Origin of the sequence: Neomegalonema perideroedes DSM 15528, assembly GCF_000374145.1 — a bacterium.
GTDB classification, from domain to species: domain Bacteria; phylum Pseudomonadota; class Alphaproteobacteria; order Rhodobacterales; family Rhodobacteraceae; genus Neomegalonema; species Neomegalonema perideroedes.
The window spans coordinates 1,093,677-1,108,150 of the sequence record NZ_KB893653.1 but is presented as its reverse complement, the minus strand read 5'-3'; the positions used below and the strand labels follow the sequence as shown (position 1 = coordinate 1,108,150).

Here is a 14,474-nt window from a genome sequence, read left to right as displayed (position 1 = left end):
CCTCAGGAGAAGCTTGCATGTCCGCCCCGCCGCCCGCCTCCGCCTTCCTCGCCTCTCTGCTGGGCGATCCGGCGGATCCCGTGAACCCCTTCGGCTGGCCGCAGGCCCTGCGGCGCGAATCCGCGGGCGAGCCCCCCGAAGAGGCCCGCGAGCGGCTGGCGGCCTCGGGATTCGACGAAGAGCTGATTCCCGCCCATTGGCCCACCGGCGGACGCCTGACCGATCTCGCGCGGCCTTTCGCTCTGGCGCGGGGGCTGGCCGGCAGAGACGCCGCCCTGACTCCGCCTCTGGCGGTCAAGATCGGGACTCTGGCGCTCGGCGAACTGGCCGGAACGCCGCGCCAGAAGGCGATTCTCTCCGGCGTGGCGCGCGGCGGAGGTCTGGCTCTGGCCTTCGCCGAATCCGGACGCCCGCTTGCGGAGGTCCGCGCCGCCGCCTCGGAGGAGGCGAGCTTCTGGCGCCTCTCGGGCCGCAAGGGCCTGACTCCCGGCGCCGCCGAGGCTCTGGGCGTGGCGGCTCTGGCCCGCGAGCCGGGCGAGCCCGAATCCCCCGAATCCAAGATCTCGATCTTCCTCGCCCCCCGCGAGGGCCAGAGCGCCCGAGTGAAGATCGGCCCGCGCCGTCGGCTGCTCGGGCTTTCGGGGATGGATTTCGCCGAAATCCGCTTCGACGCCGCCGAAGCTCCCGAGCGCGTCGGAGCGGCGGGCGAAGGGCTCGATCTGGCGCGGCGGGCGCTGGCTCTGGCGAAAAGCTTCAACCTCGCCACGCTCTTCGGCCCCATGGAGACCGCCCTAAGTCTGGCGGCGCGTCTGGAGAACGCCCAGAATCCGCAAGGCCGCGCCTCCGAACGCGCCTTGCTCTCCGAGGCTCTGGCGGCCTTCTGGGCGCTGGACTCCTTCTCCGAAGCCGGATTGCGCGCCTTCAGCGCCTCGCCGGTCCATGCGGGGCTCTGGGCCGACGCGCTGCACGCCCGCGCTTTGGAGGCCACGGGGCCGATCTTCTCGGCGGCGGCGGCTTCTCTGGGCGCGCGGGGGGCTCTGGCCGACGATCCGGCGGGGGCGCTCTTCGGCAAGCTCCGCCGCGACGCCGAGGCCGTGCGCTTCCTCGACCCCGAAGGCCCGCAGGCTCTGGCGGGGCTCGCGGCCCATCTGACGCCTCTGGCGGCGGCTTCGGGCTCGGTGGATCCGCAGATCTGCTGGACCAAGCTGCGCGAGGCCTTTTCAGGCGGCGCTCCCGCCGAGGCGCGTTGGTCGGCTCTGGCGCTGCGGCCCGTCGCGGGCGACGTCCTGACCGAATCCGCCGCCGCGCTGATCTCCGCCGCTCAGGAGGATCCCCGCCTCAGCGCCGAACCGCGCGCCACGCTGATCGGCGCCCTGCGCAAAAGCATGGGCGACTTCGCCGCTCTGAACCAAGCCCACGCCGCCTTGAGCAAGGCCCATGGCTCGGCCTACGCCCTCAGCCCGGAGTTCCACGACGCGGGCGCGGCCTTCGCGCGGCATCTGGCGCTCATGGCCGCCGCGGCTTGGTGGCTGGCCCGCGGACAGGATCCCCGGCCCTTCTTCCAAAGCGGCGAGGCTCTGGCTCTGGCGGCCTCGCAGCTCTCGGGGGCTCCGGCGCCTCAGAGGCGCAAGCTCCGCGAAGGCGTCTGGGGCATCTGGCGCGCCGAGGCGGAAGCCGCGCGGGCGGTCGCTTAAAGGCTTCCAAGCCGCCGAAACCCGGTTTAGAGCTTGGCCTCCCGATCCCGCTTCTGGAGGCCTCATGCGCCTGATCTTCATGGGCAGCCCCGGCTTCGCCCTGCCCGCCCTCGACGCTCTGGCCGCCGCCGGGCATGAGATCCTCGCCGTTTATTGCCGCGCCCCCAAGCCCGCCGGACGCGGCGGCGCCCTGCGCCCCACCCCCGTCGAGGTCCGGGCGCGCGAACTCGGCCTGACGGTCGAGACGCCCCGCAGCCTCCGCGATCCGGAGGCCCAAGCCCGTTTCGCGAGCTATGGCGCGCAAGTCGCGGTGGTGGCGGCCTATGGGCTGATCCTGCCGGCTCCCGTGCTGGAGGCGCCGGAATTCGGCTGCCTCAACATCCATCCTTCGCTTTTGCCGCGCTGGCGAGGCGCCGCGCCGCTGCAAAGGGCGGTCATGGCGGGGGATCCGGTCACGGGGGTCTGCGTCATGCGCATGAGCGAGGGCCTGGACGAAGGCCCGGTTCTGAAGCGCGTCGAGACGCCGCTTTCGCCTCTGGAGACCTCCGGCGATCTGCATGACCGTCTGGCGAAGCTCGGCGCGGGGCTGATGCTCGAAGCCCTCGCCGATCTGGAGGCGGGCGGCGCGGCGGAGGCCCTCCCGCAGCCGGAGGAAGGCGTGGTCTACGCCGCCAAGATCCTCAAGGAGGAGGCGCGGATCTCTTGGGACCGCTCCCCGGAGGCGGTTCTCGCCCATCTCCACGGGCTTTCCCCCGCGCCCGGCGCATGGACCGAGATCTCAGGCGAGCGGGTGAAGATTTTGCGCGCCCGGCTGGAGGATTCGCCCGATCCGCAGGCCGCGCCGGGGATTTCGCTCGACGACCGGCTTTTAATCTCCTGCGCGGCGGGAAGCTCCAAGGCCCTGCGCGCGCTGGTTCTTCAGCGTCCCGGCAAGAGCCCCATGGCGGCGGAGGAGCTTTTACGCGGCTTCCCCCTCTCCGCCGGGACGGCCTTGGGCTGAATCGGAAAAGGCGCGCCCGGTCTCCCGGACGCGCCCTGATCGCTCCCCTGTGAAAACTCAAGCCTCAGCGGCCGAAGCGGCGGCGCAGGAAGGCCGCGATCCCCGCCATGGCCAGCAGGCCGAGCGGACCGGGCTCAGGCACCTGCCCGCCTGAGGAGCCGCCCGAAGAGGACGAAGGAGGCTTGCAGCAGCCGCCGCCGCCCGAAGTGGAGCCATGTCCGCCCGAGGAGGACGAAGAGGAGGTGGAGGTTCCCCAGCCGCCCGAAGAGGTCGAGCTGGTCGGCAGAGGCACGCCGCCCGAGGAAGACGAGCTGCTCGACGAGGAGCTGGAGCTGCTGCTCGACGAGGAGGAGCCGCCGCCCGAGGTGGAGCCGTGGCCGCCCGAGGACGAGCCATGTCCGCCGCCCGAAGAGCCGTGTCCGCCCGAGGAGGAAGCCACCTGCCAGCCGCCCGAAGACGAGGAGGAGGAAGAGCTGCTGCTCGACGAGGAGGACGAGGAGCCGCTCGCATGTCCGCCGCCCGAAGAGGACGAGGAGGAGCTGGAGGAGGAAGACGAGCTGCTCGACGAGGAGCCGCCGCCCGAGGACGAGCCGTGACCACCCGAAGACGAACCATGTCCGCCCGAAGACGAGCCATGACCGCCGCTGGAAGAACCGTGGCCGCCCGAGGAGGAGCCATGACCGCCGCTGCTGCTCCAGCCGCCGCCCGAAGAGGACGAGGAGGAGCTGGAGGAGGAAGACGAGCTGCTCGACGAGGAGCCGCCGCCCGAGGACGAGCCGTGGCCGCCAGAGGAAGAACCATGGCCGCCGCCGCTGCTTCCGCCGCCGCCCGAGGAGGACGAGGAGCTGGAGGAAGAAGAGGAGCTGCTCGACGAAGAGGAGCCGCCGCCCGAAGACGAACCATGTCCGCCCGAAGACGAGCCATGACCGCCGCTGGAAGAGCCGTGGCCGCCCGAAGAGGAGCCATGACCGCCGCTGCTGCTCCAGCCGCCGCCCGAAGAGGACGAGGAGCTGGAGGAAGAGGAGGAGCTGCTCGACGAGGAGCCGCCGCCCGAAGACGAGCCGTGGCCGCCGCTGCTGCTCCAGCCGCCGGAGGAGCTGCTGGAGGAGGCGCCGCCGCTCTGGGAATTGCTGATCGAGACGTAACGGTCGCCGATATGGCGATTGTCGTAGCTGCGGTTGTCGTAGCTGCGACGGTCGACGTTCGTCGTGGAGTGGTCCACGTTGGTCGTCGAACGATCCACATTGGTCGTGGAGCGGTCGATGTTAGTCGTCGAGCCCTCGACGATCACCGTGCGGCCGCCGCCTCCGCCGCCGCCGGCGATGATCACCGAAGGCGCCGAAACCGCGAAGCCCGCGCCGCCCGCCGCCGAGGCCGCGCCGCCGCCGACGGCGATCCCGCCGCCGCCCATCGCGCCGTAGCTCATGCCGTAGCCGCCCGCCGCGCCGTAGCTCAGGCCGAGCGCCGCCGATTCCATCGCCGAAGAGGCGTAGGCCACCGGCGAGGTCGTCACTTCATGCACGATCACCACCGGCCCGCCCGCGCCCTCGGCGCAGCCGCCAAGACCCGCTTCGGAGACCAGTTCGCCGTTCACGAAGGTCTGAGAGAGGCTGCCGCCCGCGCCGAGGCTCTGCGGACCGAAGGCGCCGCCCGGCGCCAGAGAAGCGGCCGTCAAACCGCCCGCCAGACCGCCCGCGCAGGGCGAAGCCGCCGCGACGGCCGGGGCCTGAGCCTGAACCGCGACGCTCTGAACCGAAACGGGCGCGTCGTAGATCGCCGGAGCGGCCGAGGACGCCGCCACAGGCAGGATCTCGCTGTAGCTCTCCGCCGCCGTATAGATCGGAGCGGGCGCATAGGCCTCCGTCGCGGTGGATGAGGTCTCCAGCCAGGCGGGCGCGGCCACAGGCGCGGTCGGCGCGCTATAAGCGAGCATCGGCGCGGCCTGAGCATAGAGCGTCTGCGGCGGCAGACGGCGCGGCGGCTCGGGCAGAGGCGCCGGAGGCGGCGCGGCCACCGCCAGATCCGCGCGGCGCAGCGCCGCCAGATCCTCGACGTAAGCGGCGTCGTCCAGGGTGAATTCGTTCTCCGCCGAAGCGGGACGGAACACGACGGCGCTGGTGCGGGCGTCCAGCGCCGCGCTCATCTGCACGCCGTGGCGCAGCCGGAAGAGCGCGCCGTCGTCTTCGGGCCGGATCGGCCCGGCGGAGACCGGAAAGGCCGTCGCCAGAGCCGCCGCCGCGACGGCGGCCCCAAGGGCGGCGCGGATGGGGGTTTTGAAATGGGTCATGGATGGCCTCTCCGAACGTGATGTCGAGCCTTTGCGCCGAAGGGCTGCAAAAGCCGAGCCATGTCCGCAGGGCGGCTCCTTCAGAGGTTTTCAGAGGAAAAATCCGCGCTCTTCCTGAAAAAACGCATCCCCTTTCTGAAAATCTCCGGAATCCGTATCAGAATGGATCAGGCGGATAGGTCTTGCGATGAGCGGCCAGCTCCTCCAGCAGGAAGTCGCGGAAGAGCGCCACCCTCTGCGAGCCCCGAAGCTCCTGGGGCCAGGCCAGATAGATCTCGTATTTCGGCCCCGGCGCCTCCTCGCCGACCGGAATCAGCTCGGGCGCGAGCGCCGCCAGATAATCCGGCAGAGCCGCCACCCCCACGCCCTCGCGCGCCGCCTGCAGCAGCCCGAGATGGTTGTTCACCGTCAGCACCGGCCTGATTCGCCGGCGCCCCCGATAAATCCAGTCGAGGTTCTCCAGCGGCTGAGCCGCGTTGCGGCTGTAGGTCAGGACGTCGTGGTCGGCGAGGTCGTCCAGCGTGCGCGGGCGCGAACGCCCCTTCAGATAGGCTTCGGTCGCGTAAAGCCGCAGCCGCACGCTCAGCAGAGGCTTCTGAATCAGATCGGTCTGCGGCGAAGGCCGCATCCGAATGCCCACGTCGGCCTCGCGCATGGCCAGATCCACCACTTCGTCCGAGAGCCTCAGATCCAGCGTCAGCTCCGGAGCGGCCGCGCGCAGCCTCCCCAGACGCGGCGCCAGCCAGAGCGAGCCGAAGCCCACCGTGGTCGAGACCGCCAGCTCTCCGCCGGATTCCTCGCGCGCGGCCCGGATGCGCGCCCGCGCCCGCGCCAGATCCGCCGAGATGTTCTGCGTGGATTCGTAAAGCGCCTCGCCTTCCTGAGTCAGGAGCAGGCCCCGCGCATGGCGATGAAAGAGCGTCGCGCCGAGCGAATCCTCCAGATCGCGAATCTGGCGGCTCACCGCCGACTGGCTCAGATGCAGCTTTTCGCCCGCCTGCGTCAGACTGCCCGCCGCGGCCACCGCATGAAAGACGCGCAGCTTATCCCAATCCATCTCCATCCCTTTCGCCCCGGCTTCTCCGGAATCGCCTCTTGCGCCCGCTCCGCTTCAGGCCCTGTCCCGAAATGAGGCTTTTCAGCCCCCTCCGCTTGCCTGAGACGCCGCGCCACCATATTCATGACACGAACCGGAGATAAGAGCCCGCTACCGCCTTTTCGCAAGGCGAGAGCCGCGAAGGAGCAAGAGCTTATGGTCAAACTATGGCGCAGGTTCGTCTGGATCGGATTGATCGCGGCCGCCGCGCAGCCCCTCGCCCCGCCGACGTCCCAAGCGCAGCCGCAAACCGCTCCCGCCGCCTCTCAGGCCGCCGCCGACCCGATTCTCGGCGATTATGTCGGGCTGGACGGGGCGCAGTCCATGGTTCTTGCGGTTCATCCGCGGGAAGCGGGGAGCTACGCCTTCGTCTTCCGCGCGACGCCGAACGGCCAAGTCTACAACATCGAGGCCGAGCGCCTCGCCTCGGGGGCCGCCGAGGGCGCCGTGGACTGGCGCGGCGGCTCCGGCGTGATGCGCGTCACGCCCCGGGGTCCGGGGGTGGTTCTGGTCTGGGCGCCGCTCAACGCCCAAGGCGAGCCCGACCGCGCGGGGACTCAGAGCTTCGCCTTCGTGCGGCGCGGCGTGGAGCTGCCCGGCGCGCCGCGTCAGGCGCCGCCGCGACGGGGCGAGAAGATTTCGCCCGCGGCCTTTCTCGGGGGCTATGAATTCTGGGAGCCCGCCGCCGTCGAGGCCGGATATGAGGGGCTGAGCGACGTGGACCGCGATCTGCTCCGGCTTTATCCGCTGGTTCAGGCGGACGTGCTCTGGAAGATGTGCGGCGCGCCTGCGGGCGGCGACGGCCTCGCCGAGGCTCTGCGCGGCCAGAGCGTCACCTGCGCCCAGATCTCGGAGGCCATGGAGGCCGGACAGGCCAGCGGCCGCTTCAACGCCTTCAAGACCCAGACCGCCGCCCAGCGCGCCGACGCCCTCCGCGCCGTCGAATGCGGACGCGGCATGTATCGCGACGCGGAATGCGCCGCCGCCGCGCGCCGGACGCAGGAGATCATCCTTTCGCTGCAAAGCGTGGCCGGAGCGCTTCAGGCGCTGAACCCCTGACGATCCCGGAAGGGGCCGCCGGAAACGGAAACCTGAGGGCGGCCCTCTCCTTTCGCGTATTTTCCTCCTGTTCGACGGGCTGAAATCGGATAGAAGCGGGGCATGTTCACGCTCGCGATCGTCGGCCGACCCAACGTCGGCAAATCCACCCTGTTCAACCGGCTCGTCGGCAAGCGCCTCGCGCTGGTGGACGACCAGCCCGGAGTCACGCGCGATCTGCGCGAAGGCGAAGCGCGCCTGATGGATCTGCGCTTCGTCGCCATGGACACGCCGGGCCTCGAAGAGGCGGACGACGCCTCGATTCAAGGCCGCATGCGCCGTCAGACCGAGAAGGCCGTGGACATGGCCGACGCCTGCCTTTTCGTGGTGGACGCGCGGTCTGGTCTGGCTCCGGCGGACCATATCTTCGCCGAGATCCTCCGCAAGCGGGCGCGCAAGGTGATCCTCGCGGCCAATAAGGCCGAGAGCGTCGCGGCGGAGCTTGGGGCCTCGGAGGCTTATGCTCTGGGTCTGGGCGAGCCCATTCCGATCTCGGGCGAACACGCTCTGGGCATGCGCGAATTGCGCGACGCCCTCGCGCCCTGGATCGAAGCCTATGAGGCGGAGCAGGCGGAGGCCGAAGCCGAAGCCGCCGAGATGGATTCGGAATTCCTCCCCGATCTCGAAGAAGAGAACTTCGACCCCGACCAGCCCGAGCCGCCCGAGGCCACGCGCCGCCCGCTGCAGATCGCGGTGATCGGGCGCCCCAACGCCGGAAAATCGACGCTGGTCAACGCCATCCTCGGCGAGGAGCGCCAGCTCACCGGGCCGGAGGCGGGCGTCACCCGCGACGCCATCGGCTTCACGCTCGACTGGGGCGGACGCAAGGTCAAGATCTTCGACACGGCGGGCATGCGCAGGAAAGCCCGCATCGACGACCGCGTCGAGAAGATGTCCGTGGCCGACGGCCTGCGGGCCGTGCGCTTCGCGGAGGTCATCGTGGCGCTGCTCGACGCGGGCGCGCCCTTCGAACAACAGGATCTGCGCCTGATCGACCTCGCCGCCCGCGAGGGCCGCGCCGTGGTGGTGGCGGTGAATAAATGGGATCTCGTCGAGGATCGTCAGGAGACCCTCCGGACGCTCAAGGAGGAGCTGGACCGGCTGCTCCCGCAGATTCGCGGCGTGCCGCTGATCACCCTCTCCGCCGAGACGGGGCAGGGAATCGGGCGTCTGCGCGAGGCGATCTTCCGCGCCCGCGACGTCTGGGCCACGCGCATCTCCACCGGCAAGCTCAACCGCTGGCTCCGCTCGGTGATCGACCATCATCCGCCGCCCGCGGTTTCGGGGCGCCGTCTGAAGATCCGCTACGCGACGCAGATCCGCAGCCGTCCGCCGACCTTCGTGCTCTTCTCCTCGCGGCCCGACGAGATCCCGGATTCCTATATCCGTTATCTCATCAATAACCTCCGCGCGGATTTCAACATGCCCGGCACCCCCATCCGCATGCAGATGCGCGGCGGAGACAACCCTTATGTGGACGAGAACACGCGCAGCTGACCGCGCGGTCTTCTTGCATCGCAGCGAAAATCTGGCGAGAAAGCCTGAAGGGCGCTCCGGCGCCCGGCGGAATCCTCAGGGAGAACCTTCATGCCTCAAACGCGCCTGCATCTCGTCTTCGGCGGAGAACTGATCTCCACCACCTCCCATGACTTCAAAGACCCCTCGAAAATCGACGTGGTGGGGGTTTTTCCCGATTATCCGAGCGCCTATGACGCGTGGAAATCCGCAGCGCAAAAAACCGTGGATCACGCCCAGACCCGTTATTTCATCGCCGATCTGAGCCGCCTGCGCGAGAAGCCCACCGCCGACGACAAGTGACAGGCCCGAACCGGAGCCGCAACACAGGCGCAAGGCTCTCCGGGGCCGCCGAGGCGCCGGAATGAGGAGAAGCGGATGCGGCGATTGACGCGCGCCCCTTGGGTTCGGTCTCTGGCCGCCGCCGCGACGGCGGGGTATCTGCGTCTGGCTTTCCGTCTGATGCGCTGGCGGCGCGAGGGGCTGGAGGGCCTGCCCGAGGGCCCGACGATCTTCGCCTTCTGGCATGGGCGGCTTTTGATGATGGCGCCCGCCGCCGCCGCTCTGGATCGCCGAACCTTCGTCTTGATCTCGCGCAGCCGCGACGGCGCGGCCATCGCCGCCGTGGCCGGGCGCTTCGGTCTGGGCGTGATCCACGGCTCCAGCCGCAACCGCGTCACGGGCGAGGATAAAGGCGGCTCGGCGGCGGCGCGGAGCCTGCTCGACGTCTTGCAGCAAGGCGCCTCGGTCGCCATCACCCCCGACGGCCCCCGCGGCCCCACCGAAGAGGCTCAGGGCGGCGCCGCGGCGCTCAGCGCCCTCAGCGGAGCCCCCGTCACGGCGGCGGCCTGGTCTTGTCGTCCGGCGATCCGGCTGAAAAGCTGGGACGGGCTTTTGCTGCCTTTGCCCTTCGCGCGGGCGGCTTTGGTGGCGGCTCCGCCTCTGGCGGCGCCGGGCGCCTCCGACCGCGCCGCGCTGGAGGCCCATCGTCTGAGGATCGAGGACGTCCTGCGCGAGGCCACCGCCCGGGCGGATCTGCTCGCGGGACGCCCCGAGCCTCTGCCGCCCGCCCCTTCCCGGAGGCCCCGGCCATGATCCTTCCCGCCGCCTCCTTCGGCTTGAAATTCTGGCGCGGCCTCGGCCATGTCGGCGGCCCGGCGGCGCGGCTTTGGCTGAAGCGCCGGGTCAGACAGGGCAAAGAGGATCCGGCCCGGCTCGAAGAGCGCTTCGGAGCGGCGAGCCTCGCGCGGCCCGAGGGGCCTTTGGTCTGGATCCACGCGGCCAGCGTCGGCGAGAGCCTGACCGGCCTCGTCCTCGCCGAGGCCCTGCGCGAGCGGAACCCGGATATTCAGGTGCTGATCACCACCGTCACCACGACGGCGGCCGCCATGCTGGAGACGCGGGCCGTCCCCGGCGTGAGCCATCAATACGCGCCTTTGGATCTGCCCGGCGCGGCGCGGCGCTTCCTCGATCATTGGCGGCCGGTTCTGGGAATCTGGATCGAATCCGAGCTTTGGCCGACTCTGATCCTCGAAGCCTCCGACCGGGGGATTCCGCTGATCCTCGCCAACGCCCGGATTTCGGCGCGTTCGGCCTCGCGCTGGCGACGCTTCGCGCCCGGCGCGGCCGAGTCTCTGCTGGGGCGCTTCGGCGCGATCCTCGCCCAGACGCCGGAGGTCGCCGCCCGCTTCGTGGGGCTCGGCGCGACGCCGCGGACGGTCTCGACGGCGGGGAATCTGAAATCCGAGGCGGGGCCTCCGCCCCATGACCCCGCCGAGCTCAAGAAAATGCGCAAGGCCCTCGCGGGGCGCCCCGTCTGGCTGGCGGCGAGCACCCATGCGGGCGAAGAGGCCATGATGGCCGCCGTGCAGAAGCGCCTCGCCGAGACGGCGCCCGACCTCACCTTGATCCTCGCGCCCCGCCATCCGGAGCGCGGCGAGGCGGCGGCGCGGGATTCCGGCGCCTATGGCCGCCGCAGCTTAGGCGATCTTCCTGATCGTCCGGGGATCTACCTCGCCGACACGCTCGGCGAAATGGGGCTCTGGATGCGCCTTGCGCCGGTGGCGGTGATGGGCGGCAGCTTCGCGCTGCCCGGCGGCGGACATAATCCCATGGAGCCCGCTTCTCTGGGCGCGGCGGTGGTGACCGGCCCTCTGACCCATAACGCGGAGGCCGATTACGCGCGCCTGACGGCGGCGGGCGGGGCCATGCAGATCGAAAGCGCCGAGAAGCTGACGTTCGCGGTCTCGCTGCTGCTGGCCGAGGGCGCCGCCGAAGCGAAGCGCATGGGCGCCGCCGCCAAAGAGGCCGCCATGGAGTCGCGCGGGGCTCTGGCCGCGACCATGCGGGCGGCGGAGGGCCTCGCCCCGGAGCTGCTGGAGGGCTGAAGCGCCTTCAGCTCTGGCAGCCCGGACACCAGAAGGTCGAGCGCCCCGCCTGAACCAGCCTCGCGATCCGCCCGCCGCAGCGCGGACAAGCCTCGCCTGCGCGGTCGTAAACGGCGAAGCGGTCCTGAAAACCGCCGATTTCGCCGTCGGCGCGCCGATAATCGCGCAAAGTGGAGCCTCCCGCCCGCACCGATTCCCGCATGACCTCGCCGAGATCCCGCGCCAGAGCCTCCGCCTCCGCAGGCTTGAGGTCGACGCCGCGCCGCTCCGGAGCGATCCCCGCCCGCCAGAGCGCCTCGCAAGCGTAGATGTTGCCCACGCCCGCGAGGCGGCTTTGGTCGAGGATCAGCGTTTTGATCGGCCCCCGCGCGCCGCCCACCCGCCTGAGCAGCTCCGCGCCGGAGAATCCCGGCGTCATGGGCTCCGGCCCGAGGGACTTCAGCGCGGCGTGTTCTCCGAGCGAGGCGGTGGGATGCAGATCCATCATGCCGAAGCGCCGGGCGTCGTTATAGGTCAGTTCAAGGCCGCCCTCGAACCAGAAGACCACATGATCATGCGCCGAAGCCCCTCCAGCCCCTTGGCCGGCCTCATGATGGAATGCGCCGAGCGGCTCCGGACCATTGCTCCGCTTGAGGATCAGCCGCCCCGACATGCCGAGATGAATCAGCAAAGTCTCGCCGCCCGAAAGCCCGAGCAGCAGATATTTCGAGCGCCGCCCGATCTCCTCGACGCGCCGCCCCGCGAGCCGCGCGGCGAAATCCTTCGGGAAGGGCTTGCGCAGATCCGGCCTGCGGGTCAGAGCCTTTTCGAGACGCCGCCCCGTGAGTTCAGGCGCGAGCCCCAGCCGGATGGTTTCGATTTCAGGGGCTTCGGGCATGAACGTCTCTCGCCGAGGGAGGAAGGAGCGGGCAGGATAGGCTCATCCCGCGCGACGCGCATGGATTTTTGACGCGGTCTTTGTGAAGGCTTATTCAGGAATCGCGGGCAGACTGCGCTTGCGCGACGAAGCGGCTCAGGAGGAAGGCCATGGATTTCATCAACCTGGGCGTCGAGAATATCGGACCGGCGGTCCTTTGCGCCGTCGCGGCGAGTTTTCTGGGCTTGAGCCGCGCGTTGTTCTTCGTTTTGGGCCTGATCTTCGGGCCTGTCGCCTTCGTCTTGCTGATCGGCGGCTTCATCTTCAGCAAAATCATGAAGGGGGGCGCCGCCGAGCGATCCGACGCCGTGACCCGGGCGACGCCTCAGACACGCGGCTCAGAGTCCAATCTGAACGAGCGTCAGCGGATTCAGGCCCTGCTTCAGCGCGTGCGCGACCGGGAGGAGGCGCGGAAATCCGGCGCGGACCCCGAAGGGGCTTTAGGGGGGCTGTTCGGAGGCGCGGCGCGTCTGGCGGGCAAAGAGAAAGAGCTGCAAGAGGCTCTGGAGAAGGCTTCGCGGACGCGGCCCGACGGCGGATCTTCCGGAATTCCCTCCACGCGGAGCGCCGGGCGCGCCCAAACGGCTTCTCACCAGAACCGCGACGAGCGGGCGGCTCAGCGTCGCGCCGAGGCCGACGCCCGGACGAAGGCGCGTCAGGCTTCGCATCATGCGCGGCATTCGAAGATGCCCTCTGCGGGGCTTTCGCCGGATGATCCGAATTTCCTGCGCGGCTATCGGCCGAAGAACAACCGGATTCCATAAAGGCGAAGCCGGAAGAGATTGCGCGCTTTGGGTTGAGCGTTAAACTCCGTCCCCGGATCGGACGGAGAATGCGGCGTGGTCGAGATTCGGAATCAAGAGGATTTAGAGCAATGGCTTCAAGGCCGCAGCCGCGAAGAGGCCGTCGCCATTGCGGTGCGGGCTGCTTTGCGCGTGACGCCGCTTTTGGGACGAGCGCGTCCTGACAAAGCATTTTACCTACGGTCTCTGCATACAGGAGCGCGCGCAATAGATAGTGCTATGTTTTTTATAAATTCGCAAGAGAGGGCGCCTGCTAACGCTGCCACCACGAATTCTAAAAAATTCACCTCTGACAGCGAGGCTAGCAAGGCTGCCTACTTCGCCGCCGATTCTACCAAAGAATATTCTATTTTCAGCGCCGCTTTCGCAATTGGTCATGCTGCTGATGCCGCTGCCTTCAGTAATGAAGCCGACGCCACAATTACCGTCGAAAGCGCGGTCGATGCTGCTCATCACGATATATGGAGCATGCTTAGCCATGATGCTTCGACCTTGGAGGCGGATTTTTCACCAAAATCCTTAATGAAGTCGCCTCTCTGGCTGGAGGACGCTCCAAGATGGGCCTCCGAAGCTTGGCGCGACCTGAAAGCCTATCTCGCCCAATTCCCTGAAGAGCATTGGGAAGTCTGGACCGATTGGTATGAAGCACGCCTCGAAGGCCGTCCCATCGACTGGGATTTGCAGCGCAAGCGCGTGATGATCCCCTATGAGGAAGATCTCTGGGATCAAGGCCCAACCGTGGTCAATGCGCGGATCAAACAGATCATCGCGGAGCATAGTTCGCCGCCCCGCCCCGAGGATTTTCCACAAGACTCGCGCGTCCCCAGTTTTGTCACCGATGGCGAATCCATCGACGTCATCGACGTGGATGACAGCCCTGCGCCGGATCTTATCCATATCGACCGCGAAGCGACGCAGGTCCACGCCGCCGCACGCCGCGCCGTGCAGAAAATGAAGGACCGCTTCTCCCGGAGCAACGACTCGGAGATTTTGGGCGCCGCCGCCACGGCGCAAGAGGCGCTCGACGCTCTTGGCGCCACGATTCAGGATATCTCCCCCTCCTTGACGGTGCTTCAGTTCAATTTTTTAGAACTCGCCTTAGAAACCGACGAGCGCCGCCGCACCCCTCGAAACCCTCGGGATAAGCGTCATCCGCCCCTCCCCACCGAGGAGCTGGCCGATCTTGAAGCCGCTGTGCGCGCCCTACGGCTTTTAGTGCGGCGCGACGACTTCATGCGCGCCAGCGACGACATAGCTCATGGCCGGCACATCGCGGAAGCGCCGCCGCAACCTCTCGAAGATTTTCTTCAGAAGGGCCGTCAGGCGGATTTCATCACCGAAAGAGCGGCGGCCATCGCACGAAACTCTTAATAACCTCGGCTCGGAATATGGGCGTCTGGTCGCCTTGAACTTGCTGAAGGCCGTCGCAGCGACGGGAGCGGCGGTCAATCAGGCGATTGAGGCTGGAAAACCAGCGGCGCGGGGAATTGCGAGAGTGCTTGTCAAACATGAAGCCGTCATCACCGCCGCCGTCGGATGTTTCAGTCCTCCGGCCGCCCTCTCCTTCGCTATCGTCTCTGCTTTGTTGAAAAAAGCTCTTTCAAAATGATTTGACCAATTCCCCCGACCGTTTTCCTTCATTCCCGCGTATAGATCTCCGCAATGATAACGGAGACCG

At 68.6% G+C, this 14,474-nt stretch carries 13 protein-coding genes; 10 read left to right on the top strand and 3 right to left on the bottom strand.

Translation table 11 applies throughout. The annotated features are described in order from the left end of the window. Nucleotides 1–17: 17 nt before the first annotated feature. Nucleotides 18–1,694 carry an acyl-CoA dehydrogenase family protein gene (locus B161_RS0105300; RefSeq protein WP_018632336.1) on the top strand — a complete coding sequence of 559 codons (1,677 nt, stop codon included), beginning with the start codon at nucleotides 18–20 and terminating at the stop codon, nucleotides 1,692–1,694. A gap of 64 nt (nucleotides 1,695–1,758) precedes the next feature. Next, nucleotides 1,759–2,694 carry a methionyl-tRNA formyltransferase gene (gene fmt, locus B161_RS0105295; protein ID WP_018632335.1) on the top strand — a complete coding sequence of 312 codons (936 nt, stop codon included), beginning with the start codon at nucleotides 1,759–1,761 and terminating at the stop codon, nucleotides 2,692–2,694. A gap of 64 nt (nucleotides 2,695–2,758) precedes the next feature. Here the strand turns inward: fmt and B161_RS18625 are convergent, their stop codons facing one another. Both B161_RS18625 and B161_RS0105285 read right to left on the bottom strand, forming a co-directional pair. After that, nucleotides 2,759–4,981, bottom strand: a complete 2,223-nt coding sequence (locus tag B161_RS18625) for a PEP-CTERM sorting domain-containing protein (RefSeq protein WP_018632334.1) — start codon at nucleotides 4,979–4,981, stop codon at nucleotides 2,759–2,761. A gap of 157 nt (nucleotides 4,982–5,138) precedes the next feature. Continuing rightward, nucleotides 5,139–6,038, bottom strand: a complete 900-nt coding sequence (locus tag B161_RS0105285; protein ID WP_026310208.1) for a LysR family transcriptional regulator — start codon at nucleotides 6,036–6,038, stop codon at nucleotides 5,139–5,141. A gap of 195 nt (nucleotides 6,039–6,233) precedes the next feature. Here B161_RS0105285 and B161_RS0105280 point away from each other — a divergent pair, with 195 nt between their 5' ends. The 5 genes from B161_RS0105280 to B161_RS16835 all read left to right on the top strand — a co-directional run bounded on the left by B161_RS0105280 (nucleotide 6,234) and on the right by B161_RS16835 (nucleotide 11,077). Further along, nucleotides 6,234–7,136, top strand: a complete 903-nt coding sequence (locus B161_RS0105280; protein WP_018632332.1) for a hypothetical protein — start codon at nucleotides 6,234–6,236, stop codon at nucleotides 7,134–7,136. Nucleotides 7,137–7,238: 102 nt separating this feature from the next. After that, nucleotides 7,239–8,672: a ribosome biogenesis GTPase Der gene (gene der, locus B161_RS16845; RefSeq protein ID WP_018632331.1), complete on the top strand. Its 1,434-nt coding sequence runs from the start codon at nucleotides 7,239–7,241 to the stop codon at nucleotides 8,670–8,672. A gap of 90 nt (nucleotides 8,673–8,762) precedes the next feature. Continuing rightward, nucleotides 8,763–8,993 carry a DUF4170 domain-containing protein gene (locus B161_RS0105270; protein WP_018632330.1) on the top strand — a complete coding sequence of 77 codons (231 nt, stop codon included), beginning with the start codon at nucleotides 8,763–8,765 and terminating at the stop codon, nucleotides 8,991–8,993. A gap of 75 nt (nucleotides 8,994–9,068) precedes the next feature. Continuing rightward, a complete protein-coding gene (locus tag B161_RS16840) occupies nucleotides 9,069–9,785 on the top strand; it encodes a lysophospholipid acyltransferase family protein (protein WP_018632329.1) in 717 nt (238 codons plus the stop codon). Beyond that, nucleotides 9,782–11,077, top strand: coding sequence for a 3-deoxy-D-manno-octulosonic acid transferase (locus B161_RS16835; protein WP_018632328.1), 1,296 nt, complete (start codon nucleotides 9,782–9,784; stop codon nucleotides 11,075–11,077). The genes B161_RS16840 and B161_RS16835 overlap by 4 nt, the downstream gene beginning before the upstream one ends. A 7-nt stretch (nucleotides 11,078–11,084) precedes the next feature. Here the strand turns inward: B161_RS16835 and mutM are convergent, their stop codons facing one another. Next, entirely contained in the window at nucleotides 11,085–11,954 is an 870-nt protein-coding gene (gene mutM, locus B161_RS0105255; RefSeq protein ID WP_018632327.1) for a bifunctional DNA-formamidopyrimidine glycosylase/DNA-(apurinic or apyrimidinic site) lyase, read from the bottom strand. Nucleotides 11,955–12,103: 149 nt separating this feature from the next. Here mutM and B161_RS0105250 point away from each other — a divergent pair, with 149 nt between their 5' ends. The 3 genes from B161_RS0105250 to B161_RS19535 all read left to right on the top strand — a co-directional run bounded on the left by B161_RS0105250 (nucleotide 12,104) and on the right by B161_RS19535 (nucleotide 14,405). Further along, nucleotides 12,104–12,757: a hypothetical protein gene (locus B161_RS0105250; RefSeq protein ID WP_018632326.1), complete on the top strand. Its 654-nt coding sequence runs from the start codon at nucleotides 12,104–12,106 to the stop codon at nucleotides 12,755–12,757. A gap of 75 nt (nucleotides 12,758–12,832) precedes the next feature. Further along, nucleotides 12,833–14,167: a hypothetical protein gene (locus B161_RS19540; RefSeq protein WP_157755531.1), complete on the top strand. Its 1,335-nt coding sequence runs from the start codon at nucleotides 12,833–12,835 to the stop codon at nucleotides 14,165–14,167. Between the two features lie 34 nt (nucleotides 14,168–14,201). Next, complete coding sequence (locus B161_RS19535; RefSeq protein WP_157755530.1) at nucleotides 14,202–14,405, top strand: hypothetical protein; 204 nt, start codon at nucleotides 14,202–14,204, stop codon at nucleotides 14,403–14,405. Nucleotides 14,406–14,474 lie beyond the last annotated feature (69 nt).